A 24,065-nucleotide genomic window follows, 5' to 3' on the forward strand; every position below is an offset into this window, starting at 1 on the left:
TATTCAAACCGCCCTGACTCAGGGCGGTTAAATAAGGATTTATTCAGATTTGGTACTTATTCATTGATCACTGTAAAGTTGCAAAATCGTATGTATGAGCAAAACATGAACGATATTATTCGGCAAGAATGGCAAGCGCTGCTCGATCAGTTTATCCCCCATGCTGGTGAGGAAGGACTGCTCGAACTGGAAACACATATTGCTGGTGATCCTGTCACTTATTGTCAGCACGAGCTAAACAAGCCGGTACACGAATTGACGGAGCTTGAAAAACAGTTTACTTCAGTGATTATTCCTGAACTTCCGGTTGATACCGGAACATACGCCCGGCATTTAAGCGAAGACATTCTTAATCATGTCGTGCCCGTATCATCACCAACATTTGTTGGTCACATGACATCGGCTCTGCCTAAGCATTTACCGGCGCTTGGCAAAATATTGACAGCGCTCAACCAGAATCTGGTCAAACTGGAAACATCGCATGTTTTAACCGCGCTGGAGCGTCAAGTGCTAGGTATGATGCACAAATTGGTATACAACCGCGACGAAGATTTCTATCAACAGTGGCTCCATAATGGCAATCATGCGCTGGCAACTTTTTGTTCTGGCGGAACGCTGGCTAATTTGACCGCCATGTGGGCATGCCGGAATCAGCTTATGCCAGCCGATGGAAATTTTGCCGGCCTTGCCCGTGAAGGCTTAGCCAGAGGACTCATTCATTATGGTTATAATGGACTCGCGATTCTGGTTTCGGAATTGGGACACTATTCACTGAAAAAAACCGTGGATGTGCTCGGTTTGGGACAAGATGCGCTGGTAAAAATCGATACCGACAGAAATGGCCGGATCTGCATTGATGCCCTGCTCATGCAATTGCAGAATTTGCGTCAACGCAATATCAAGCCGATGGCTATTGTCGGGATAGCCGGTTCCACAGAAACGGGTTCTATCGATCCGCTGAATGTTCTGGCAGACATTGCTGAACAGGAACAGTGTCATTTTCATGTTGATGCCGCCTGGGGCGGAGCGAGTTTGTTGTCCGAACGCTATCGACATTTATTCGACGGTATCGAACGTGCCGATACTGTGACAATTGATGCGCATAAACAAATGTATGTGCCAATGGGGGCCGGTATGGTGCTGTTCCGTCAGCCTACCCTGACTGATGCCATTGCCCAACATGCTAATTACATTGTCCGCAAGGACTCGAAAGATCTCGGACGCCATACTTTAGAAGGCTCACGCAGCGCGATGTCGCTTATGCTGCACAGTAACTTCCATCTACTCGGCAGACGGGGGTTGGCTCACCTGATAGATGCAAGCATCGAGAAAGCACGACAATTTGCGGATCTCATCCGCCAGCAGGAGGATTTCGAATTAATCAGTGAACCCCAACTTTGTCTTTTGACCTACCGATACATACCACCAATGGTGTTACAAGCATTACGCAAAGGCCCGGCATCGGTGAAACAAAAACTGCATGACATGCTTAATGCACTTAACCAAAATATTCAGGCGATGCAGTGGACTGCGGGAAAATCTTTTGTCTCCCGCACCACTATCAATCCGGTGCAATGGGATCGACAACCAACAACCGTTTTGCGTGTTGTACTGGCAAATCCATTGACGACCCCTGAAATACTTGAAGATATGCTTGAAGAACAGCGACAACTCGCACTACAAAGCCCGTTCTGGCAAACGCTACAGGATTTGGTCAGTTGAGGGTATAGGCTGAGGACAAAAAAATAGCCGATGCTAACACTAACATCGGCATAATAATGGTCAATTATTCTGTATAAAGCTCAGTGTGAGAAAAACTACAATTATGGAGCACAACGTTTATCGCTCAACGTTGCATTCACCTGCGGGAGTCATAGTGCCCTATTTGTGAGATTGAATTATTGATATATCTCAAAGTCGGTGCCACTATTTTTTTCCTACCGTCATTATCCATAACCACATTTTCCATAACTACGTTCTCTATAACCACTTACTGCGCCTTAACCACCAGGCGAAAATGACTATCAATACCGATAAGAAAAGACTGAATAAGCCGAACCCAAACTGATAAGCATTGCCGGGTATCCCACCCAGATTGACACCAAATAACCCTGTCAAAAAAGTTGTTGGCAAGAATATCATTGCCAACAGAGACATGATGTAAGAGCGGCGGTTCATGGCATCCGCCATCATAGAGGCAATTTCATCCGCAAGAACCGCAGTCCGGGCGATACAGCTATCAAGATCATCCAAACCCCGCCCCAAGCGATCGGCAATTTCCTGCATTAAGCGACGTTCTTCGTCACTCATCCACGGTAGCCGCTCACTGGCTAAGCGAATGAAAACATCACGTTGAGGCGCCATATACCGACGCAGGACGATTAATTGTTTGCGCAGCAATACCAACTCCCCACGACCAGGCACTTTTTGCTCTAAAATATTATCCTCAAGTTCAATCAGGTTATCATGCAGCTCTTCGATAAAATCATTCACTTCATCAGTCATTGCCCCGGCGATTTCAACCAACCAGTGACCCGTACTTTTTGCACCAACACCGTTATGTAAATCATCCAAAATTTGATCAATGGAATGAATTTTCCGATGACAACTGGAGATAATAATCTGGTCATTAACATAGATGCGGAACGAAACTAAATGATCAGGCCGCGCATTATCATTGCGGTTCACCGATCTCAACGTAATCAAAGTGCCTTCACCCGTGCGTAGCACCTTCGGGCGAATACTTTCATTCATTAATCCTTCCTTGACAGGAAGTGTTAACAACGTGGTATTCATCAACCATTGCTGGCTCTCCTGATTTTTATAGTCAAGATGTTGCCAAAATGGCTGTTCTGCGGTGGCGAGTGAATTTTCCCCCAATGTCACCATTCCCCCTTTGCCATTCAACTGGCAGGAATAAATGGCATTTGAGCCTTTGAATACTGAGCCATAGATCGTTTCCACATCTGCTCCTAGTTCGTACTTATCTTTTTGTACTTAGTTTAGTGCTTGATGATATACATGTTATGACTATAGGCCACATCTTCAGGATTGGTGATCGGGTATCCTTTTAACCACGTTTTGATCAATCGGCCATTGGTATATTGATAAATCGGAACAATAGGCGCTTGTTCTGCGATCATTTTTTCTGCCTGATTGTAATCACGGTTTCTGGTTACATCGTCAGTTTCATTACTGGCGGCTTTAAGCAACGCATCATATTCAGCATTGTGGAATTTCGCGATATTGCCACTGTGAGTGGATGTCAAAAGAGACAGGAAACTTGATGGTTCGTTATAATCCCCGGTCCAGGACGCCCTGACCACATCGAAATTCCCCGTGTTACGGTTATCAACGTAGGTTTTCCACTCCTGATTAACTAATTTCACCTCCACACCCAATTTTTTCTTCCATTCTGAGCTAATGGCGATCGCTATCCGCTGGTTGTTTTCCAGGTTGTTATAAAGTAATGATATTTTTAATGGGTTTTCAGGGCCATATCCGGCTGCTTTCAACAATGCCTTCGCCTGATTATCGAGTTCCTGTTGAGTAAATGTTTCCTGCCGGCTTTTCTCTGGCTGAAAGCCTGCCGTAACATCAGGAGTAAAATGCCATGCCGGTTTTTCTCCCGTACCCACTACTTTTTTCGCAATTAAGTTCCTGTCGATTGTCATGGAAAGTGCTTGTCTCACCCGAACATCATTTGTTGGCGCCCGTTTTGTGTTAAAAGCATAGTAGTATGTTCCCAACTGATCCGGCGTAAAAACTTGCCCCGGAAGTTCCCGCAACAATTTCTGGTACATGTTCTTAGGGAAAGACTCCGTAATATCCAGATCTCCCGCCAGATAACGTTTGGTTGCATGAGATTCCTGATTGATAGGCATAAAGGTAACTTTTGTCAGTACCGTATTTTTATTATCCCAATAATGGGGGTTTGGCTTCAGGACAATTTTTTCATTCACAACCCGCCCCGTTAACATAAATGCACCATTACCAACCAAGTTCCCTACCCGGGTCCAATCATTGCCATATTTTTCGACGCTCTGCTTATTGACCGGATAGAGACTAAAGTTGGTTGTCATACTGGGAAAATAAGGTACAGGCCGATCCAGACTCACCTTTAACGTGTAAGGATCGATAGCTTCCACGCCCAATTTTTCCGGCGGTAATTTTCCATCAATGATTTCTTGTGCATTCTGAATACCTGATAAGGCCGCAAACCAAGAAAAAGAAGAGGCATTGGCAGGATTGACCAATCTCTGCCAGCTATAAACAAAATCAGAGGCTGTGACACTGTCACCATTAGACCAACGGGCATCATGACGCAGTGTAAATATCCATGTTTTGTTATCTGTTGTTTTCCAGTCAATAGCAACGCCCGGAATGGCCTGACCATGAGCATCTTGATTTACCAGACCTTCAAACAGATCACGCAATACTTGCGCCTCAGTCAAACCGAAAGATTTGATCGGGTCTAGCGATGCAGGTTCATCTTTCAATTGACGGACCAATTCCTGACGAGGATCAAGTTGAGTACCGGCAGGGACTTGGGCGGCAGAAACAGAAAAAGAAAGCCCGGTCATCAATAATACAGAGGAGAGTAACGAAAAACGATACATGATTCTTTTGCCTTATGAGTCTAATAATCATCCTAAAAATATATTATAAGACATTGTTAATTAACGGGAGCCTGAGTATTTCATGAATATTGCGTCTATTTTTGTGGGCAAGATCGCACTATTCCTTTACACTGGCGGTCCTTTACACTGATGGCGCAGTTTATTTTATAGAGGGAGAAAACCATGACACAAGCAGTCAAGTTCCAAGGTAGTGATATCACCGTTAACGGAGATTTTCCACAAGCAGGCCAGGCAGCGAAAGATTTCACTCTGGTTGCTAAAGATCTTGCCGATGTTGCATTGAGCCAATATGCAGGCAAACGTAAAGTGCTTAACATTTTCCCAAGCATCGATACCGGTGTTTGTGCCACATCTGTCCGTAAATTCAATCAACTTGCCAGTGAGTTGGACAACACTGTTGTACTGTGCATTTCAGCAGATTTGCCTTTTGCTCAATCTCGTTTCTGTGGTTCTGAAGGTTTGTCTAACGTTATTACTCTTTCCACACTCCGTGGTGGAAAGTTTCAGGAAGATTACGGCGTTGCAATAACCGAAGGCCCACTGGGTGGTTTAACTGCACGTGCCGTTGTTATTTTGGATGAAAATAACCAAGTTATTTATAGTCAGTTAGTTGATGAAATCACTAATGAACCTGACTATGACAGTGCATTATCAGCATTAAAATAATTATTTTATTATTGATAATATTGCTTTTGTTTTACGGCACGGCAAAATAATCGTTTTATAATAAATTTTTATTTTCATGGCGGCGATGATTTCACAATGAGTGAACCCATCGCCGCCAGTTTATTCAGAGATATCTGAACCACTCTCACCTTATTACAAATAACCACCCCACGCCCGCTTAAAAAAACCACCTCTCACGAAAAAGTGGAGGTCCCTATCAAATGTGCCGAAAACGACCGTTTTTGACACATGAATAAAAATACCAACAAATCAACAGATTAAATGTTGACGGTTATCGCATGAATCATGAATAAGATCATTACACCTACACAGTGTATTTAGCCAAGTCTTTAGGGGTTATTTTCTTGGACACATTGTCTTTATTAATAGATAAAACTATCTTTCCGTGTAATCCATCCAATGGATTATCACCGATTTTTTTTACTGTCAAAATTGCAGCTCTATTTTTAACGCCAGAAAAGATGGAATCATCTTCATTTTTAAGCCTATTAACATCCCTTGGAGAATACATATCATTATTCATGACTTCTTTAGATATATCCTCAGGGAAATAGAGTTGGCCTACAAAATAGAATTTATCTTCCTGTCTTTTTTGTACATTCGCATTCCTTGCTGATAAATGAATATGGATAGCTCTTCCGGCATAAAAACCGGGGAAAATTGTGGTGAATCTGACTATACCTTCTTTGTCTGTCCTTTGTGCCCCACGAAGAAATGTGCTTTCATCAGTTCTTGAAATCGTCCCTATATCACTACAACTTGAATTTTTTCACAGAAAATGGCAGCTACTACGTTATTGAAATGAAAAAATAAATTTACATTGAAGTGACTGTCGTGTCGCTATGACACCGTTATAACCTGGCTGACAAAAGGCCATGTTTGCAATCCATCTCCTCATCCTCATTTTAAGTAACCATGAAACAGAGGACTCCAATATACTGATACCGCTCACATTTAAGCGAGCGGTAAGAGTTAACACGCCATACATATACCCGGATGTGCTTAACCGGATTATTCAATAGATGCTGGTGAATGGTTACTCAAATCCTGCTAGAATTCGCGGCGTGAAATAGGCATTATCGTAGCGAATTGATAACAAATAACACCTACAGGTTAATTAAATGGAAAGTCTGTGCCAGAAACTGAATGTCCTGCGTAAAGTTGATAACTTCTTAATGGCCCATAAGCCCAATAACAGCACAGGTGTTAAGCGATTTATTTTAGAGTTTCTTTTCTTTGGATTGATTAATGCACGCTCGTGCTTATTTGCTGGTTTCTTTTTTTTGGCTTTATTTTTGGTTCCGGCAAAAGGCATCGTGGGCATACCGCGTTATGATGTACTCTTAGTATTTGCCGTGACCTTTCAAACATTACTCATATGGTCAAAACTCGAAACATGGGATGAATTGAAAGCAATCTGCGTTTTTCACTTAGTCGGTTTTATAATGGAGCTATTTAAGACATCAGCATCTATCAGTTCATGGCAATATCCTGATGCTGCGTTTACTAAGCTTTGGGGAGTCCCGCTATTTACAGGTTTTATGTATGCGGCGGTGGGGAGCTACATTATACAGTCATGGCGTTTTTTTAAGGTACGCATTGAGCATTACCCACCGTATTGGATGGCAACACTGGTGGCACTGGCAATTTATATCAACTTCTTTAGTCATCATTATATTGATGATTATCGCTGGTACTTAACTGCTTTTATTTTCGGTTTGTATGCACGTGGTACTGTTTTTTATACACCATTGGATAAAGAGCGCAGGATGCCACTATTACTTGCTTTTATACTGATTGGTTTTTTTATTTGGTTAGCGGAAAACTTCGGTACCTTCTTTGGTATCTGGCAATACCCGAATCAATTAGGCGCTTGGTCTGTTGTTCATGCAGGAAAATGGGGGGCATGGTCGTTATTGGTGGTTGTGACCTTTACGATTGTCGTTCACCTTAAACATATCAAAGCGAACGTGGCAATTGCCCGTTAATTTAGCTAAATACGCCGTAAGCCCTGTCTTTTGCTTTAAGCCGATGAAATTCCTCTATTATAACTATGGGGGCAAAGATAATTATAATAGCCTCCAAGATATTGAGTGGTATCCCGTATAGCCTCATGGATACCCTTATATCCTTCCGGTGGCTCCATTCACTCTTCAAACTGCGAAATACCCTTACCCTTTCCATCGGGGAATTGTCCAAACAATTACCCCGCCAACTCATGCTATGGGTGAAAGATAAATGAAAATATGGTCTAATGTTGAGATGAAAAATAAGTGCATGATTCAACGTTTAATGCACTTAGATGACAATATAAAAACGCCCTTTTGGGGTATTTTTTAGTTTAAAAAAACCTTCATCGCCAGACAAGGGGTTTATGTCTGACAATATCTGCTTCCAAAGGTGTGCAGATGTACCGCAATCTTGCTCTCCTTTTCAGGCTACGGGAGTTTTTATAGTCGCTAAAAAGTGTTTTTAACCAGCCTAGACTAACTGATTTTTTTAGTTATAGAATGAGAAAAAGGACTAAATGCTATAAAAATAAACATTGGAATTTTTGTTTTTATAATATGTTTTATTATCATAATGGATGCGGGGAAGATATCAACTTAAATTATTCTATGAATAACGGGATTTTATTAATTAGAATTTGGTTAACCAAGTTAATTAACAACAGGTTAACCAAAATGAATTAATTATCTGGCAATAACAACCTTCCCATCAATAATGGATAGATATGGGTCATATGTAGAAATATAATCAGTCCCATTCTCATCCATTATTATTGGGGAGCGTCCGAAAATCCCTTTTTCTAGACGAAATAGCCGCCCCCCCTTATATTTGACTAACCTGAAGTCTTGCCATTTAGGGGACGTTCTGAGGGTATATATTTTGCTATCAGTCAGCTCTTCAAAATTCATTGAATCAAAAAATATTTTAGCGCTACTATTGTCTGCTATAGCCCATTCTTCCCATGCAGGTTTACTCATTTTCCATAATTTATCTAGATCTTTATGTGCAAGTGTATTGATAATTTCCTGATAGAAATTTTTAATTGCAGGGAGATCATTTTCTGTTACCGGACGTGCTTTGGTCCACATCCAGTCGGGTAATCCATTCAAGTTAAATGATTTTCTTGCCTTGTAAAAGCCTTTATCACCAGGTGCGGTTGCCATCCCCGTGAATTCAAACTCTGATCCTGTTCTTCCTATTTGATTGAGTGACTCTGATGTTAGGGTATTGCCCTCCTTATCGACAGTCAATTTGATATGACTGATTATTTCTTCATCACCGACGGCGGATACTTTTTTTAATGTGGTTTCACACCGGGCGTTGGGATCAAATTTATTTGATTTTTCAGATGTTCTATCCTTAAAAAGTAATTCTATGGTATTAGTGCCATTTTCCAGAAAAGCGGTTGCATTTAGACCACTGGATTGAACACCATGCGTACCAGCACCGCGATTATCCATAGCAGGCATGCCATTTACGCTTAAATAGCAAAAACTTTTACTTGTATTCATTGAGAGTAAGTATTTATAGTCCATTTTAGATTTTCCTAATACATTATTTGATAAAGTACATGCCAACAATAGAACACTAACCCAACGAAATCCGATACGTCGACTCTTCTTTTGACAGTGGTTTTTGGAATACCCATTCTTTTTCAGCATTTGTGTTTATTCCTTTGTCTCTCTGTTCATCATTTTCATTGCCTTTCTTACTTACACCAAAAGCCAATTCTACATTTACCATCGCTTTTATACCATCATGGTAAAATACCAAATCCAAAACTTTTTCATTTTGGGGATTTGGGGCAAGCCCAATAAGCGCTTTAGCAGCTGCATTAACATAGCCATAAATAATGTCGTAACGCGCCCCTCCGCGGATATTAAACTCGGCTTTAATGCTAAATCCTATTTCAAACTTTTCGTCTTTTTTAAACTCCCAACCCCTTTATCATCCGAATCCAAATGGGTTATCATATTTTTATACGTCATAAAGTGATAGGAGATAGTTATATTATTGGTTCCATTAAATTAAATAACCAAGGTTGAAAACACCTATTTTCAACTTTGGTTATAATAATTTACTTATTATCTGGCAATAACAACTTTTCCATCAACAATGGATAAATATGGGCTGTAAGTTGCTACTCTATCTGTATTTATTCTATCCATTATTATAGGTGATCGCCCAAAAACGCCTGTTTCTAACCGAAATAACCGCCCTTCCTTATATTTGACTAATTTAAAATCCTGCCATTTAGGGGAAATTCTGATTGCATATGTCTTTTCATCGGTCAGTTTTTCAAAATTCATTGAATTAAAAAATATTCTAGGATTACTATCTTCAGCCATTGCCCATTCATCCCATGCAGGTTTACTCATTTTCCATAATTTATCTAGATCTTTATGTGCAAGTGTATTGATAATTTCCTGATAGAAATTTTTAATTACAGGGAGATCATTTTCTGTTACTGGGCGTGCTTTGGTCCACATCCAGTCGGGTAACCCTTTCAGATTAAATAATTTTCGTGCCCTGTAAAAACCTTCATCATCTGGTTCTGTTGCCATGCCTTTGAATTCAAATTCGGATTGATTGGCTGACCCTGATGTTAAAGTATTACCCTCTTTATTGACAGTCAGTTTTATATGGCTGATTATTTCACTATCTCCGGCGGCAGATACTTTTTTTAATGTTGCTTCACATTGAGCCTCAGGATCAAATTTATTTGATCTTTCTGATGCGAGATCACTAAACAACAATTCCATGGTATTGGAACCATTTTCCAAAAAAGCGGTTGCATTTAAGCCACTGGATTGAATTCCGTTATGAGCCTTGCGATTATTCATTGCAGGCATGCCATTTACATTTAAATAGCAAAAGCTTTTACTTGTATTCATTGAGAGTAAGTATTTATAGTCCATTTCAGGTTTACCTAATGCGTTATTTGAAACAATACATGTCAAAAATAGAATACTAACCCAACGAGATCCGATATATTGACTCTTCTTTAGACAGTGGTTTGTGGAATACCCATTCTTTTTCACCATTTAAACTTACCTCTCCACCTTTTTTATCATGGTCTTCATTGAGTTGATCATCATCACCTAGCCCAAAAGCCAAATCTACATTTACCATCGCTTTTATAGCCAAACAAGGAGACAACCGTTTGACATTTTTAGTGCTAGATAATGCGCGTATCCACCATGGGATCGCGGAAAAAACCAGACATCGCTGGTTACGAGAGCACAACCTGCTTTTACTTTATCTTCCCGCCTACAGCCCAGAGCTGAACCTGATTGAAATCGTCTGGAAACAAGCCAAATATCACTGGCAACGTTTTATCACCTGGACTCAAGATACCATGGAGTATGAGCTAAATACGTTATTGGAAGGTTATGGTGATCAATTTGCAATTAATTTTTCTTGAGTACTTAATTGGCATTTGGTTAACCAAGTTCATTAAAAACTGGTTAACCAAAATAAATAAATTATCTGGCTATAACGATTTTACCATTGATAATGGATAAGTAAGGACTATAAGTTGCAGTATCACCTGTGATTTTATTATCGAACAATATAGGAGAACGACCATGAGCACCAGCTTCCAGACGGAATAGACGCCCATTTTTATAACTGACTAATTTGAATTTTTTCCATTCAGGTATTGTTCTGACTGTATATTTATCGCTATCGATTTTATCTTCAAACCTCATCGAATGGAAAAAAAACTTAGCGTTACTGTTATCTGCAATAGCCCATTCTTCCCAGGCAGGTTTACTCATACTCCATATTTTACCCAAATCCTTTTGAGCAAATGAGTGAATTATTTCCTGATAAAAAGATTTTATAACCGACAAATCTTTTTCTGTCACTGGTTGGGCCTTTGTCCACATCCAATCTGGCAATCTATCAATCGAATATGTTTTTTTAGCAGAGAATAAACCTTCTTCTGCTGGTATTGTGGACATACCAGTAAAATCAAAGCCTGCCTTCTCATTAGATATATTCTTGAGTGATTCTTCAGTGACTGGCTTACCCTCTTTATCAACTATTAATTTAATGCGACTAATAATCTCACCATTTTCATCGTAAGCCGACACCTTTTTTAAGGTTGCCTCACATCGGGACTCAGGTATAAGTTCGTCTTCAAAAGATCGACTGCCAAATAGTAACTCTATGGTATTATCTCCATTTTCTAAAAAAGCGGTTGAATTTATACCGCTGGATTGAATTCCATTGGGAGCATTTAAGTTATCCATAGCTGTCATACCATTAATACGTACTACGCAGAGACTTTGGTTTGTATTGAATGAAAGTAAATATTTATATTCCATATCTGATCTCCCTGATGCAGAAGTGCTAAATAACATATAAGAACAAAATAAGAGACTACCCCAAAGAAATCCGATAAGACGATTTATCTTTAGAAAGTGGTTTTTGAAATACCCATTCACGTGCTGTTCCTTCTTTTTTATCTATATTTACAGTTGTTTTAATTTTATCATCTTCAAGCGAATCTTCTTTTCCTACACCAAAAGCGAAACTCAAATCTACAGATGCCTTAATTCCATCATGATAAAATACCAAATCCAGACTTTTGGGTTTTGATTCCAGTGCTGCCAGTAATTTTGCTTCGGCCTTAGCTGTTGCATCTACATAACCATGAATAGCATAATAACTTACTCCACCACGAATATTAGTTTCAGCTTTAATACCAAATCCAGTTTCTAATACACTATCTTTTTTGAAAGACCAGTCTCCTTTTTCATCAGATTCCCAACCAAATTTAACATTCAATTCTCCTGTTAAAATGAGATCCAACTGTGCACCTGCATATGCTCCATTTTCGCCTTTTTTGACTTTTTCTTCGTAGAGTTGGCCAGCTTCACGAAGTGAGGAAAGTGCTCTTTCAACCTTAAAATAAGCAGCTACTATTTGAAGAACATCAACGCGTAATTCTAGGCCAATTAAAGGAGCTGCCGCTATCTCTGCTCCAAATTTGGAATATAGTTGAAAGTTATTATTGTGAGAAAGCTCATGTTCACCATGAAGCTTAATCGAAGGATAGATAAAATCCATTTTTAGGATTTTGAACTTATCACTATCATGTCCGACTGACAAAACATTCGTTATTTTGCCAATGCCTTGTACAAATGATTCTATTGGCCCTATCTCGTTTTTATTCTTCTTAAATTCTTTTTGCAAAGTATGCGTCCATGTACGACTGGCTGAGCCTTTCTGAAGTTTAATTATCCCCTCTACAGCCAATGCATTTGTTACTTTGTAACGCGTCGTATCTTGAGTCCAACCACGATGTTTTCTATGCCCTAATCCCCGTTCTCTATTAGCTTGAGTTTGCTGTCTTCTTCTTTGTTGATCAGTGAATTCTTCAATGTCTTTCTTAGCCTTGAAAACTAGATCGATTTCCTGTTTTTCTTTGGTTACTAAATAAATATTGGAACTAAGGACCGTTTTTTCTCCTAATACCGTGAATAGAATTTTTTCTATTCCAGAATACTCCTTCTTTACTAATGGTTTCCCTGAGCATTCATCGACTCTGATAGCATAATGCTGATTTTTTATATTGGTATGAAAATCCTTTTTCAGGAAACGTGCTAAAACAGAAAATGGTCCTTGTTCAACCTCTAAAAAATCCTGACTTGATTTGTGGTAAACCAGTTCTCCTTTATAAGGTTTTTTAGGTGGAAATTGAGCGAGGGGTTGGTATTTTTCATCAAACACATTACCAATCGGACAATCAGGGTTGTGTGAAATACAGCCTTTACTGATTGAACTTAATTCAACAGATACCTTTGGTTTTTCTTCCTTCGGTAATTCATTTACATATTCAAAGGTTATCAATGGTGAATCAAGCACATAGAAAAAATGTTGTTGAATCCAAGACTGCTGATAACTGATTGTTTTATCGCCTAATTTGATATCAATTCTATGTGTGCAATCATCTGGGTTGTCACAACCACATATTGCTGAACCTGCTTTTGTTGATGTCATTATATTTCTCCTTAACCTATATTTATGCTGCCGTCGCCAATCACAACACCACCACAATCGACAGCATCTCCTGTTCTGGCGGCAGGCTTCCCTTCGATAAATACAGAACCCGATCCAACTGAAATTGTTCTTGGATGTGAACAATGAGATGCCAGAGCATCACCTTGTCGTGCCAGATAAGCTCCATCAACTTTGACCGTACTCGCTCCGGTAATAACGGGAGTTGCTGAACAATCACCATGCTCTGTACCGATATCTCCGATTTTGACTGCATTACCCATTTTCGAGCGGATAGACATCTGGGTTTTCGCCATCGGCAGGCGGTTTGGGGGAATATTATTGGCGTGATAAGCCCGTCCAACAATAATCGGCTGGTCGGGATCGCCGTGGACAAAATCCACCAGTACTTCATGACCAATACGGGGAATGGCAATCATGCCCATTAATTGCCCTGCCCACGCCTGACTGACTCGTACCCAGCATGAGCTTTGATCGTTGAATTTACCGTATCTGTCCCAGTCAAACTGAATACGAACGCGCCCGTGTTCGTCACAGAAAATTTCTTCGCCTTCCGGCCCAACAACCGTGGCAATATGCGGGCCTTCCATTTGGGGTTTCGGGTAGGGGGAAGGCCGGTAAGAGTTTTTTCGGGTGGTGAAAGTAAATTGATTAGACAGCCACGTACCCCCATCGCCGGACTGGGTTTCATCTGCCTGTGGCTGACTACCAGAATGCGTGATTTGGATGAGCTGCCATTGATCATTAAATGTCTCTCTGGGGTGATCATCCAGATTAAATAGCTGTCCCGGCGCAAGTATTCCAGACGATACTGACTTGCCCGTTGTCCCAGTTCGTCATCTTTACAGCGGCTGGGGAAATCATAATAATGGTAGCTGTTTAGTATTCTCTGATTGTCAAGATTGCGCCCTTCATACCAAAATTCCCGGTTCCAGCGTGGATTCTTAAACGTTCTGTCGTTTGTTCAGGTAAATTTTCCGTAATCAGTGTAAATACCAAACCTGAGCGATCAAGTAGTTGATTGATTTTATCTATTACCCTGCTCACTTGTATTCTCCATAATATTCTGGTGTATCAATCCTTATTTACTGCCTGAATAGTAAAAATAATTTAGTAATGACATTACCCTTGCATACTTTGTGTGCATTACTGAGCAGGATACAATAGAATTGTTTATATATACCAGTATGAATAAAAACACAGCAGGAAAATTGTGATTAACTTCCCTTTTTAAATTAAATCAGGGAATTACTTAACTTTAATTTCATGTAATACAACAGATTAAAATCACACTGGCGCGCTGCGCTTGTCTTCTCCGAAGTAGTGAACACTTTTTTATATTTTTTTGAAAAATGCCTGTAATAATAAAAAATTATTCTTCTGGCAGATAATGCTGCCTATATTCTGCCAATGCACCCGGCATATCCATCCCAAAACGGATCACGTTCATTTTCCGGCACAACTTCGGAAAAGTTGAAGATCACTCGACTGATGCAATACACATACCCATCCGGAACTCAAGTAGATTGTTGAAACCACCAGAAGAACAGGCAGGATAATCATGAAGATCATGAGGAGATAAGACAGTAACGCAGTGAATTGTTCAAAAAACACGCTTGATGTACGTTTCCGTATAATTGGACTTCAGTCCCCGCGTATTTTTTCCCACAAATACAACATCATTCGACGTATAGCATTATTCAAAATGTAACATTTCGTCACAAAAAAGAAACAATGGTTATAATTTTGTTGCAATACAGTTTATCGTGTGAAATATTAGATACTGAATCAATGATAATAGAAATAGTTTCCTTAGTATCAGTAACCAATGGATATTACGTACCTTTATTTATACTCAGGCCCTCTATATAAAGGTTCATGCGGTAGCTTTGGTTCTAAAAGGAGCGTTCGATGGAAAGATTCATTATTGCTCACTCCTCTCTAGGTGACGACACTTTTCTTTTTAAGTCATTAAAAGGAGAAGAAAAATTGTCAACTATTTATAGTTTTGAAGTGGAACTCTTTAGTGATAATAAAGACATTGATATCAAAGCATTACGAAACAAACCGCTCTCTGTTGAGATAAAGGATCCGGCAAACACTTCAGCAAAATCACGCTATTTGAGTGGACTGGTTCGTGAAGCTATTATTTGTGATTATTATCATAACTATTTTTATTTGTATAAACTCATCATCCAACCAGCTCTGTTTACATTAACCCTGAACAAAGATTTCAAAATCTGGCAAAAGAAAACAGCGCCTGAGATTATTAAAGATATTTTTGATAAACATAAAATAAAATTCAAGAATAGCCTCAATGCAAAATATCAACCATTAGAATATTGCACTCAATACAAAGAAACTGATTTCGACTTTCTGAGCCGGATAATGGAGCGCGAAGGAATTTATTATTATTTTCAACACAGTAAGAATGAGCACACGCTTATATTAGCTGATTCGCCTCAATCTCACTCTGCTCTGCCTGAATGTTCCTCCATTGAATATTATCCTAACCATTATCCCCCCAGTATAAAAGACAAGCATTATTTATATGATTGGACAGTAAGTTATTCAATTACTCCCAAGCTTTATACGATGAGTGATTATAATTTCCTTAAACCAAATGCTCAGCTAAAAGAAACACAGCAAAATCCGGACTCCTCTGTACCAAAAACAGAACTGTTCGAATGGCCCGGAAATTATGGCGAAAGTTCACAAGGCCAGTTCTATGTTCGTGTTCTGCAACAATCCAATACCGCACATAGCCAATATATCAAGGCAAAAAGTAAAGAGCCGGGTATTGCTCCGGGTTATACCTTCACGTTATCAAACGCATTGCGGGATAAAGATAACGGTGAATATCTTATTGTCAGCGCAAATTATGAATTCCACGAAGCCCCATACTTTATGGGAATGGATCATTTTGGCCCAGATTCAGATAAAGTCGAACATATTATAGTTACCGACTTTACAGCCATTCCAGCCAAAGTAAATTGGCGAGCTCCCCGCACCACGCCATGGCCAGTAGCAAACACAGAGCGGGCTACTGTTGTGGGTGCCAGTGGAAAAACCATTTGGACAGATGAACATGGCCGCGTCAAATTGAAGTTTCACTGGGATCGGAGCGATACAAAAGACGATAAAAGTTCCTGCTGGGTGCGGGTTTCCAATAATTGGGCAGGCGCTAAATTTGGCATGATACAAATTCCCCGGGTTGGAGAAGAAGTCATCGTCAGTTTTATTCACGGCAATCCGGACGAGCCTCTTATAGTGGGACGTAGTTTTAACAAAAATAATATGCCTCCCTGGACGTTACCTAAAGAAGCTACAAAAATAGGCATAATGTCGCGCAGTCTTGAGGGAGGAAAAGATAATGCCAGTTATTTATTTATTGATGATGCCCAAGGTAAAGAATCCTTCGAAATACATGCTGAAAAGGATATGAAAGTCACTATAGAGAAGAACCAAACCGTAAAAATTGATGGCACTCGCGAAACAACAGTAGAAAAAGCAGAAACTGCCAACTTCAAGGATAAACAAAAGACCACGGTTGCCAAAGGCAAAGAAATCGAAGTTACAGGTGGTGGGATTAAATATACTGTTTCTGATGGATATAAAGCAGATATCACTGGCGATAAATCAGAAAAAATTAGTGAAAATTATCAATCAAAGGTCGGCGGCAATTTTACACAAAAGGTGACTGGAAACTACGAACTCAAGGTTACAGGCAATAAAAAAGACTCAGTAACAGGATCTGTCGAAATCAAGGGAAGTAGGATGAAAATACAATCCAGCTCTACATGCGATATTAAAGGTACGTTATGCGATATTAAAGGTATATCCATGTGTACGATAAACGCTGCACTGATCAAATTGGGTTAATCTGCTGAACATTTTCCTCATACATTCTTAGCATTAGCGGGAATGAATATTCAATACAAAAAGACTCATTTGGGGTGTTTCAATGAAAATCATTAAACCTCTGCGTCTAAGTATGCTTTATCGCCCTTATCGCTGGCAGCAAAAGAATTATCTTGGGGTGTCCATCATGGCTCTGACCGATATGAGTGCATCCCCCCGCCTACGACCAGAGCCGGAGCTTTGGCAACTTGCAGAGGCTGAATTGAAAACCTGCAATGGTATTATCGATCTTGCCATGCCTAAATCCTACTCAGAATTCCTCGCTACGGGTTATGCCTATACGCACCATCAGGCAGATAAAACATCTTGTTCTGTACGTATCCAGGTGGAGCAATTAGATAAAACATTAGTTGTTTTCGGCGACCGCCACTGGGTTAACAATACCCCGTCAAAGCCTCAAGAATTTGAACAGATGCGGCTGGACTGGAGCCGGGCTTTCGGCGGAAAAGATGATGAAGAAAACCCACACGGTATCGGTTTCACGCCCGAAATGCAGGAAAATGGGGTAGAGATCCATCGTCTGCCAAACATTGAAACCCTGCACAGACAATTATTATCGCCACGGGATAAACCCAACCCGGCCAGCTTTTGTCCATTGGATTTAATATGGCCCCGTCGTTTTACCCGCATAGGTAAAAAATATGACAAGCAGTGGCTCGAAAATGAATTTCCTGGTTTTGCCAGTGATATTGACTGGCGACTGTTCAATGCCGCTCCCCGTGATCAGTGGTGGGAACAATATGAAGCGTTACCCGAAAAGGCAGCGTGGCGGATTTGGAATATGCACCCTGAAAAACCGGTACAGGAAGGGATGCTTCCTCCATGGCAGGCTCGTTGTTTTATCAAGCGATTGCGTGTTGATGAAGAGGTTTTCGAAGAAATTATCATGCGCAATACAACAGTATGGTTTTTTCCTCACCTGGAACAAATGATCCTGATTTGGCATGGTTGTGCGCACATTAATGAAGATGATGCCACCGATGTCTTACAAATGCTTGCCACAATGGAACTCAGCGGGGAACCTCGTGCCGAAAGTCACTATCTTCAAATCCTTAACCAACGCATGGATAAAGAGAAAGGAGCGCTGTACGCCTTTCGGGAAAAAGACCTGATTCCCGAAGAAATTATTGGTCCATGGGTGGACACAGAACAACCGGATGGTGACAGCCCTTTGAGAGAAAATCTGCAAAATCGGGAAAAACGCCTGCGCGAGCAACAACGAGAGCGGATGGAGAGATATGGCAGAGATATCAATACATTAATTCCTCTTTCTGAACCCGTTTCTAATCCCAAACCTGATGAATTATCAGAATTTGTTAACCAGACAGAACAAGATGCCGCTCAAAAATACGCGGAAGCGGAACAACAGCGAGAAAAAATCCGGGCAAGAGCCATAAAACGAGGCATTAATGTCGATCAGAGCACGATGGATAATCAACTCAGGGGGCCACAAAATTACTTTCAGGTACGGGATATATTGCACCAACAGCAACAACAGCTCGGACTTAACAGTGAAAAGCTAACGCAGGCTGAACGGGCGTTGTACAAAATGTATCTGGCCTCAGTGCAATCACAAGGCCCTGCCCTGCGTTTATCGGGTGATCTGTCACAGATTATTCGCAAGCGTGTTCAACAAATCATGCAGAAAGGCGGTAATTTCTGTGGAATGGACTTTACAGGAGTCGACTTTTCCGACATGGATCTGCGCGGTGCCAATTTTTCCCGCACCTTATTAGAAAGCGCCTGTTTCAATAATTGTCAGTTGGATGATGCGGATTTCAGTGAAGCAATACTGGTCAGAACAGAAATAGACAATGCCTCTCTGTATGGCGTAAAACTGGATAATACCAATTTGTCACAAGCAAAATGTCAACAGAGTGATTTTTCTGCCGCCAGTTTTAAAGAAACTCAATTGCAGGAAACGCTGTTTGATCATTGCCGATTTAACAATACCCTCTTCGCCGATTTATTCCTGCACGGGGCTTTTATCACTCAATGTCGTTTTCAACATTCACAATGGCAAAACTGTACTTTTCTGGAAATGACACTGCCTTCACCCAAGTTCAACTATGCCAGCCTTAATCAAGTTTCCTTTATTAAGTGCCAGTTGGAGAAAGCCGTTTTTGATCATGCCACGCTTGACAGTTGTTCATGGGCGGAGACAAAAGCAGAATCAATCCATTTTCGTGCTGCCAAATTACTGACCTGCTCATTTATGATGGGCAGTAATTTTAATCAGGCAGATTTCAGTGGTGCCACGCTCACAGAGTGTAATTTGCGCCAGCTTCTTCTGATTCAGTCTACATTCTATTCGGCAACGCTGAATAATAGTGACTTTAGTGAAGCAAACTGCCAATTAACCAATATGCAGTATTTAAATACGGCTCAGAGCATATTCATCAGAACAGATTTTCGGGATGCCCAATTAAACAATGCCAATCTGATAGGTGCCCTTATGCAGAAATGCAGCTTCAATGGAACTGATTTACGGGAAACCAATCTGTTCCGCACTGATATGTCGCAATCAATCATTGACGATTCAACGTTGATTGATCAGGCATATACACAACGTACTAAAACCTTGCCCAAACGCGATCAGGAAGTAATATGAGTACACTGACAGCGGATGAACTCATTACTAAAATCAAGCAGGGTGATGTCATTGAAAAAGTCAATTTGCAGGGAATCTCATTAATTGGTCAAAACTTATCAGGTGGCAGATTCAGGTCAGTCGATTTTTCAGAAGCCGATTTTTCCCATTCCATTCTAAAACAATCCGTCTTTATTGAATGCCAGCTTGAAGAGACTCGCTTTAATTCAGTGACATGTGACCAAAGCCTATTTGAACAGTGTGATATGGTGCGTGCTACGTTCAACAAGAGCTCACTGAACAATTGTTTATTCACTCAATGTGCTTTGAAAAAAGCACAGTTTAAAATAACCAAACAAAATAGTAGCCAGTTTTCATTCTGTGATCTGCAATATGCTGATTTTAATGGTAGTAAGCTTGATCGAGTAACTTTTACCGACTCCTCATTAGATTACGCAATGTTACATAATTGTTATGTTTTTATGGTGACTTTTTTTCGTCAAGACTTACGAAAAACAGATTTTTATAGCTGTGAATTCATCAAAACCATTTTTTTTGCCTGTGACCAATGTGGTCAAAATTATCAGGGACAACAATTTCAAGGATGCTTGTTTACAGACAATCAACTCGAAGCAGTTAATTTCAACCATGCAAAATTGACTCATTGCAATTTCAAAGGAGCTGGATTACAAAACGCTCAATTATCAAATGCCGATGCTACTCAAGCGTTATTCATTGACGCTGATTTGACAAATGCGTGTTGTTGTAACAGTTTGTTTAATGGAGCTATTTTTATCGGTTCTTGTCTTAAACTTGCTGATTTCCGACACAGCCAATTACAACAGGCTATCATGCGTAAAGTCCATGCGGTTAATACACAGTTTACTGGCTGCAATATGACCTACGCAGATCTTTCCTATGCCAATATCAGCAAAAGTGATTTTCGCGCAGCACGGTTCATGAGAACTCTTTTTCATCGTACTCAACAAGTTGGGACATTGTTTTCTGACCGTCAGGGCATATTGGAAAATGATCCTGAGCTATTTGCTGCGGAAGAGTGGAGTACGCAACAACGCCAACGTAAGATTTAATTTGGAGAATCGAAATGACGGAATCCTCTTATGCTCTCTCTTCATATTCTTCTCTTGCTACCGAACCACTACAACAGATTGCGGGACAGGTCGTGAATATTCTTCAGGATGGCAGTTTGATGGTCGAAAGCAAAAATCGGGGTTGGCATTGCCGACGGGCTGCCAGTTGTCTTTTAACCCCAGGAATGGGCGACACCGTATTGGTCACAAAGGTCCATGAACAGTTATGGATACTGGCTATATTAGAACGGACTGAACAACAGAACCCGGCTGAAATAAATATCCCCGGTGACTTATCCATAACTTCTCAGGGAAATTTGAGCTTATACAGCAATGGACTGAATATTACAGCAGATAACGGGAACTGCCATATCAATGAAATGCAATACAGTGGCGAATCTCTGTCCGCCTGGGTTTCTGTCACCAGAATCATAGGCAATCAACTTGAATCCGTTTGGCAGGTCGTCACACAATTGAGTAACCGGCTATTTCGCCATACCACACAAACAGAGCAAGTGCACGCAGGGCAATTGGATATGCAGGCTGAAAACTATATGCGATTACATGCCCAAAATACGGTCATTTCCGCCAAAGCAATTACCAAAATAGATGCTGAACAAATCCACATTGGCTAAGGAGGAAAAGCGATGTACGCTAATACCCAAGCAGGTGGCACAGATATGGCAATAATACCAGATGTCTGCCTGACACCAACGCCCCCGTTGCCACCATTACCAATACCTTATCCCAATTTTGCGCAAGGTACGACTGGTATCAGTCCCAGTACCACCAATATTCTTTTTATGGGGAGTCCTGCCCATAACATGTCAACAAACATTGCTATGACGAATGGAGATAATGCCGGTGTTAATCTTGGCGTTGTTTCAGGTACGGTAATGGGACCATCCCGTCATACGCTGGGCGCTAATAGTGTGCTGATTAAAGGTTCACCAGCAACCCGTTTATCAAGCCTGACCATGCAGAACTCAACCAATACCATGGGATCACGTTCCGCCCCTAGCCAGATAAAAGTCGATATTTCAGGTGCCTGATTCACCTTGTTTTTTTATTCCTCAATGAATCCCTCAATGAATCCCTCAATGAGGCTAAATCAATCGCTGATTACAAAATGGAAAATGGGGGAAATCATGGACAATGCAGGGAATATTCCCCATGAAAAACGACCTTTTTCTGATAAAACAAAGAGAGTTTTGATAAACAAATTAAATTTAAATATCAGATGGATAAGAATGATATTATTCTCTCTTGTTTTGATGGCATTCACAGGATGTTCTTCATCACCAGAACAGAAAAAATTGCCACCCTATAAATTGATTTTTGATATCCCAATTAACGCGAATAACTCAGCCCCACTGAAAATACACGTTATCTTGTTGAAATCCAATGTAGAGTTTATGTCTGCTGATTTCTTTTCACTACAAGAAAAAGCAGAAGCTGTATTGGGCAATAAACTGGTGAATGCTGATCAGTTTTTTTTACTGCCTGCCCAAAATAAACGATTCTGGTTTGAAAAAAATACGCCAGAAGCCAGCTACATCGGAATTTTCGCTGAATATAAACAATTGAATGGGAAAAAATGGCGCATCTCATTCCCCGTCCCCGAACCTGAACAACCTGCTTTTTACCAATTTTGGGCCTCATCGCCAGACGAATTAGACATATACATTCAAGTCACAGGCAACGGTTTGAATCTTATCAATAAAGACAATTAATGTATGCCGCAAGGGAAGGAACTGGATGAATAGATCAGAAAAAGTTATCTGGACAGAAGGCATGTTTTTACGTCCCCATCACTTTCAACAATCTGAAAATTATCTGGAAGCTTATGTCCGAGATTGGGGAATGGCACAAACTTCATATTATTGGGGCTTTTTGACTCTGGAATTGGATCAGTCATTTCTTGAGCAAGGCAAGGTGATGGTTTCATCAGCCAGCGGCATTTTTCCTGATGGAACGCCATTTCGTTTTAATGAAGCCCAGGCACCAACGCCCTTGCAAATTGCAGAAAATCAAACAGGAGAAAATGTCGTATTGGCATTGCCAATTTTCCGGGGAGGAAAAGAAGAGATCATTTTCAGTGAGAGAAACGACTCCATGGCACGTTTTGTCAGCGTTGAGTCTGAAGTCAATGATTTTAATGCGATGTCAGTCGGAAGTGCCACAGTGCAGTTTGGGAGAATGCGTCTGCGGTTAATGCTGAAATCAGATCTAACACCAGAATGGACTTCATTGAGTATTGTGCATGTTATGAACAGAAGCCGCGATAATAAGCTGCATATCAGTTCACAATTTATTCCTCCCCTACTCAATTGTCATGCACATCCGCAAGTGGTCAGTTTCATTGCAGATTTGCAGGGTTTGCTGGAACAGCGTCGCCAGCAAATAAGCCAGCGTTTGTTACAATTGGGACGACGCAACGATTCAGAAGTCATGGACTTTCTTCTGCTGTCATTGATAAACCGTTATAGCGGTCAGGTGAGCCACATACGAAATTTGCCATTACTGCATCCAGAACGCCTGTTCAGTGAATGGCTACAATTTGCTACCGAATTAGCCAGTTTTTCTCAAACACGAATGCCGGAAGAAAAACTCCCAATTTATGATCATGATAATTTGGCAATGTGTTTCGATCATCTGATGTTCGAATTGCGTCAAGGGTTATCAATCATTTTAGAAGAACATGCGATCCTGTTACCTCTGACCGAATATTCTCATGGGTTGAATGTGGCCACTTTGCCAGACGTCAACATGCTGAACACATTCAGTTTTGTGTTGGCCGTTTATGCTGATGTTCCCAAAGAAACGTTGATGAACCGTTTTCCTACCCAGATGAAAATTGCCCCTGTTGGCCGTATACGTGAACTGGTTCAGTTGCAATTACCCGGTATTTCAGTATGTGCAATGCCATCCGTCCCCAGACAGATCCCTTGGCATTCAGGCTATTTATACTTCGAATTAGAAAAAGAGGGTGAATTATGGAACCAAATGGAGAAATCCGGTGGTTTTGCATTACATCTGTCTGGTGAATTTCCTGGCCTGAACATGGAATTCTGGGCTATTCGTAATCAGCCCAAATAA

Annotated in this window: 21 protein-coding genes and 2 pseudogenes; 11 read left to right on the forward strand and 12 right to left on the reverse strand. The window is 40.6% G+C overall.

From position 1 onward, the window contains the following. Nucleotides 1-105 precede the first annotated feature (105 nt). The gene (panP, locus tag Xenpb_RS10520) at nt 106-1,722 is read left to right on the forward strand and encodes a pyridoxal-dependent aspartate 1-decarboxylase PanP (RefSeq protein WP_187654277.1); all 1,617 of its coding nucleotides are present in this window, start codon (nt 106-108) and stop codon (nt 1,720-1,722) included. Between the two features lie 258 nt (nt 1,723-1,980). Here the strand turns inward: panP and zntB are convergent, their stop codons facing one another. Together zntB and Xenpb_RS10530 are read right to left on the reverse strand one after the other, a co-directional pair. Next, on the reverse strand, nt 1,981-2,964 hold the full coding sequence (zntB, locus tag Xenpb_RS10525; RefSeq protein ID WP_187654278.1) for a zinc transporter ZntB: 984 nt from the start codon (nt 2,962-2,964) through the stop codon (nt 1,981-1,983). Between the two features lie 38 nt (nt 2,965-3,002). Next, nucleotides 3,003-4,619: an ABC transporter substrate-binding protein gene (locus Xenpb_RS10530; RefSeq protein WP_187654279.1), complete on the reverse strand. Its 1,617-nt coding sequence runs from the start codon at nt 4,617-4,619 to the stop codon at nt 3,003-3,005. Nucleotides 4,620-4,802: 183 nt separating this feature from the next. Between Xenpb_RS10530 and tpx the strand changes: the two genes are divergently transcribed. Further along, a complete protein-coding gene (gene tpx / locus Xenpb_RS10535) occupies nt 4,803-5,306 on the forward strand; it encodes a thiol peroxidase (protein ID WP_187654280.1) in 504 nt (167 codons plus the stop codon). Nucleotides 5,307-5,631: 325 nt separating this feature from the next. Here tpx and Xenpb_RS20000 read toward each other — a convergent pair whose 3' ends face one another. Next, nucleotides 5,632-5,850, reverse strand: a complete 219-nt coding sequence (locus tag Xenpb_RS20000; RefSeq protein ID WP_255523103.1) for a hypothetical protein — start codon at nt 5,848-5,850, stop codon at nt 5,632-5,634. Nucleotides 5,851-6,448: 598 nt separating this feature from the next. On the opposite strand from Xenpb_RS20000, the gene Xenpb_RS10545 reads away from it, so the two are divergent. Beyond that, nucleotides 6,449-7,315: a DUF817 domain-containing protein gene (locus Xenpb_RS10545; protein WP_187654281.1), complete on the forward strand. Its 867-nt coding sequence runs from the start codon at nt 6,449-6,451 to the stop codon at nt 7,313-7,315. A 35-nt stretch (nt 7,316-7,350) separates the two neighbouring features. Here the strand turns inward: Xenpb_RS10545 and Xenpb_RS20005 are convergent. The 5 genes and pseudogenes from Xenpb_RS20005 to Xenpb_RS10560 all read right to left on the reverse strand — a co-directional run. Then, nucleotides 7,351-7,550 (reverse strand): annotated as a pseudogene (locus Xenpb_RS20005) (IS3 family transposase); the annotation flags it as partial. Between the two features lie 470 nt (nt 7,551-8,020). Then, entirely contained in the window at nt 8,021-8,872 is an 852-nt protein-coding gene (locus Xenpb_RS10550; RefSeq protein ID WP_222942946.1) for a hypothetical protein, read from the reverse strand. Between the two features lie 52 nt (nt 8,873-8,924). Next, a complete protein-coding gene (locus Xenpb_RS19685) occupies nt 8,925-9,080 on the reverse strand; it encodes a hypothetical protein (protein ID WP_222942947.1) in 156 nt (51 codons plus the stop codon). Nucleotides 9,081-9,421: 341 nt separating this feature from the next. Next, nucleotides 9,422-10,255, reverse strand: coding sequence for a hypothetical protein (locus tag Xenpb_RS10555; protein ID WP_187654283.1), 834 nt, complete (start codon nt 10,253-10,255; stop codon nt 9,422-9,424). Nucleotides 10,256-10,307: 52 nt separating this feature from the next. Then, nucleotides 10,308-10,484: a hypothetical protein gene (locus tag Xenpb_RS10560; RefSeq protein WP_187654284.1), complete on the reverse strand. Its 177-nt coding sequence runs from the start codon at nt 10,482-10,484 to the stop codon at nt 10,308-10,310. Between Xenpb_RS10560 and Xenpb_RS10565 the strand changes: the two genes are divergently transcribed. Beyond that, a complete protein-coding gene (locus Xenpb_RS10565; protein ID WP_368666816.1) occupies nt 10,468-10,761 on the forward strand; it encodes a transposase in 294 nt (97 codons plus the stop codon). The two genes, Xenpb_RS10560 and Xenpb_RS10565, sit on opposite strands and share 17 nt — an antisense overlap. 61 nt (nt 10,762-10,822) lie before the next feature. On the opposite strand, the gene Xenpb_RS10570 is transcribed toward Xenpb_RS10565, so the two are convergent. The 4 genes and pseudogenes from Xenpb_RS10570 to tssI form a co-directional block, all read right to left on the reverse strand. After that, nucleotides 10,823-11,668, reverse strand: a complete 846-nt coding sequence (locus Xenpb_RS10570) for a hypothetical protein (protein ID WP_187654285.1) — start codon at nt 11,666-11,668, stop codon at nt 10,823-10,825. A gap of 55 nt (nt 11,669-11,723) precedes the next feature. Beyond that, the gene (locus Xenpb_RS20010; RefSeq protein WP_255523105.1) at nt 11,724-13,346 is read right to left on the reverse strand and encodes a hypothetical protein; all 1,623 of its coding nucleotides are present in this window, start codon (nt 13,344-13,346) and stop codon (nt 11,724-11,726) included. An 11-nt stretch (nt 13,347-13,357) separates the two neighbouring features. Further along, complete coding sequence (locus Xenpb_RS20015) at nt 13,358-13,645, reverse strand: PAAR domain-containing protein (protein ID WP_368666817.1); 288 nt, start codon at nt 13,643-13,645, stop codon at nt 13,358-13,360. Continuing rightward, nucleotides 13,628-14,322 (reverse strand): annotated as a pseudogene (gene tssI / locus Xenpb_RS10580) (type VI secretion system tip protein TssI/VgrG); the annotation flags it as partial. The pseudogene tssI and the gene Xenpb_RS20015, both read right to left, overlap by 18 nt. 953 nt (nt 14,323-15,275) lie before the next feature. Here tssI and Xenpb_RS10585 point away from each other — a divergent pair. From Xenpb_RS10585 to tssK, 7 genes are all read left to right on the forward strand, one after another. Further along, complete coding sequence (locus tag Xenpb_RS10585; protein ID WP_187654286.1) at nt 15,276-17,246, forward strand: type VI secretion system Vgr family protein; 1,971 nt, start codon at nt 15,276-15,278, stop codon at nt 17,244-17,246. Between the two features lie 82 nt (nt 17,247-17,328). After that, a complete protein-coding gene (locus Xenpb_RS10590) occupies nt 17,329-19,896 on the forward strand; it encodes a DUF2169 domain-containing protein (RefSeq protein WP_187654287.1) in 2,568 nt (855 codons plus the stop codon). Further along, a complete protein-coding gene (locus Xenpb_RS10595; RefSeq protein WP_187654288.1) occupies nt 19,893-20,966 on the forward strand; it encodes a pentapeptide repeat-containing protein in 1,074 nt (357 codons plus the stop codon). The genes Xenpb_RS10590 and Xenpb_RS10595 overlap by 4 nt, the downstream gene beginning before the upstream one ends. Before the next feature lie 14 nt (nt 20,967-20,980). Continuing rightward, on the forward strand, nt 20,981-21,601 hold the full coding sequence (locus Xenpb_RS10600) for a DUF3540 domain-containing protein (protein WP_187654289.1): 621 nt from the start codon (nt 20,981-20,983) through the stop codon (nt 21,599-21,601). 12 nt (nt 21,602-21,613) lie between these two features. Next, on the forward strand, nt 21,614-22,018 hold the full coding sequence (locus Xenpb_RS10605) for a DUF4150 domain-containing protein (protein ID WP_187654290.1): 405 nt from the start codon (nt 21,614-21,616) through the stop codon (nt 22,016-22,018). 198 nt (nt 22,019-22,216) lie between these two features. Next, nucleotides 22,217-22,699: a type VI secretion system lipoprotein TssJ gene (tssJ, locus tag Xenpb_RS10610; RefSeq protein ID WP_187654291.1), complete on the forward strand. Its 483-nt coding sequence runs from the start codon at nt 22,217-22,219 to the stop codon at nt 22,697-22,699. 25 nt (nt 22,700-22,724) lie between these two features. Next, nucleotides 22,725-24,065, forward strand: a complete 1,341-nt coding sequence (gene tssK, locus Xenpb_RS10615; protein WP_187654292.1) for a type VI secretion system baseplate subunit TssK — start codon at nt 22,725-22,727, stop codon at nt 24,063-24,065.

This window comes from Xenorhabdus sp. PB62.4, from assembly GCF_014467285.1.
Lineage (GTDB): Bacteria > Pseudomonadota > Gammaproteobacteria > Enterobacterales > Enterobacteriaceae > Xenorhabdus.

Coding starts and splice junctions, on each gene's coding strand:
- panP (WP_187654277.1), top strand. CDS start 106: ATGAACGATATTATTCGGCAAGAATGGCAAGCGCTGCTCGATCAGTTT.
- Xenpb_RS10530 (WP_187654279.1), bottom strand. CDS start 4,619: ATGTATCGTTTTTCGTTACTCTCCTCTGTATTATTGATGACCGGGCTT.
- tpx (WP_187654280.1), top strand. CDS start 4,803: ATGACACAAGCAGTCAAGTTCCAAGGTAGTGATATCACCGTTAACGGA.
- Xenpb_RS20000 (WP_255523103.1), bottom strand. CDS start 5,850: ATGAATAATGATATGTATTCTCCAAGGGATGTTAATAGGCTTAAAAAT.
- Xenpb_RS10545 (WP_187654281.1), top strand. CDS start 6,449: ATGGAAAGTCTGTGCCAGAAACTGAATGTCCTGCGTAAAGTTGATAAC.
- Xenpb_RS10550 (WP_222942946.1), bottom strand. CDS start 8,872: ATGGACTATAAATACTTACTCTCAATGAATACAAGTAAAAGTTTTTGC.
- Xenpb_RS19685 (WP_222942947.1), bottom strand. CDS start 9,080: ATGGTAAATGTAGAATTGGCTTTTGGTGTAAGTAAGAAAGGCAATGAA.
- Xenpb_RS10555 (WP_187654283.1), bottom strand. CDS start 10,255: ATGGACTATAAATACTTACTCTCAATGAATACAAGTAAAAGCTTTTGC.
- Xenpb_RS10570 (WP_187654285.1), bottom strand. CDS start 11,668: ATGGAATATAAATATTTACTTTCATTCAATACAAACCAAAGTCTCTGC.
- Xenpb_RS20010 (WP_255523105.1), bottom strand. CDS start 13,346: ATGACATCAACAAAAGCAGGTTCAGCAATATGTGGTTGTGACAACCCA.
- Xenpb_RS20015 (WP_368666817.1), bottom strand. CDS start 13,645: ATGTCTATCCGCTCGAAAATGGGTAATGCAGTCAAAATCGGAGATATC.
- Xenpb_RS10585 (WP_187654286.1), top strand. CDS start 15,276: ATGGAAAGATTCATTATTGCTCACTCCTCTCTAGGTGACGACACTTTT.
- Xenpb_RS10590 (WP_187654287.1), top strand. CDS start 17,329: ATGAAAATCATTAAACCTCTGCGTCTAAGTATGCTTTATCGCCCTTAT.
- Xenpb_RS10595 (WP_187654288.1), top strand. CDS start 19,893: ATGAGTACACTGACAGCGGATGAACTCATTACTAAAATCAAGCAGGGT.
- Xenpb_RS10600 (WP_187654289.1), top strand. CDS start 20,981: ATGACGGAATCCTCTTATGCTCTCTCTTCATATTCTTCTCTTGCTACC.
- Xenpb_RS10605 (WP_187654290.1), top strand. CDS start 21,614: ATGTACGCTAATACCCAAGCAGGTGGCACAGATATGGCAATAATACCA.
- tssJ (WP_187654291.1), top strand. CDS start 22,217: ATGATATTATTCTCTCTTGTTTTGATGGCATTCACAGGATGTTCTTCA.
- tssK (WP_187654292.1), top strand. CDS start 22,725: ATGAATAGATCAGAAAAAGTTATCTGGACAGAAGGCATGTTTTTACGT.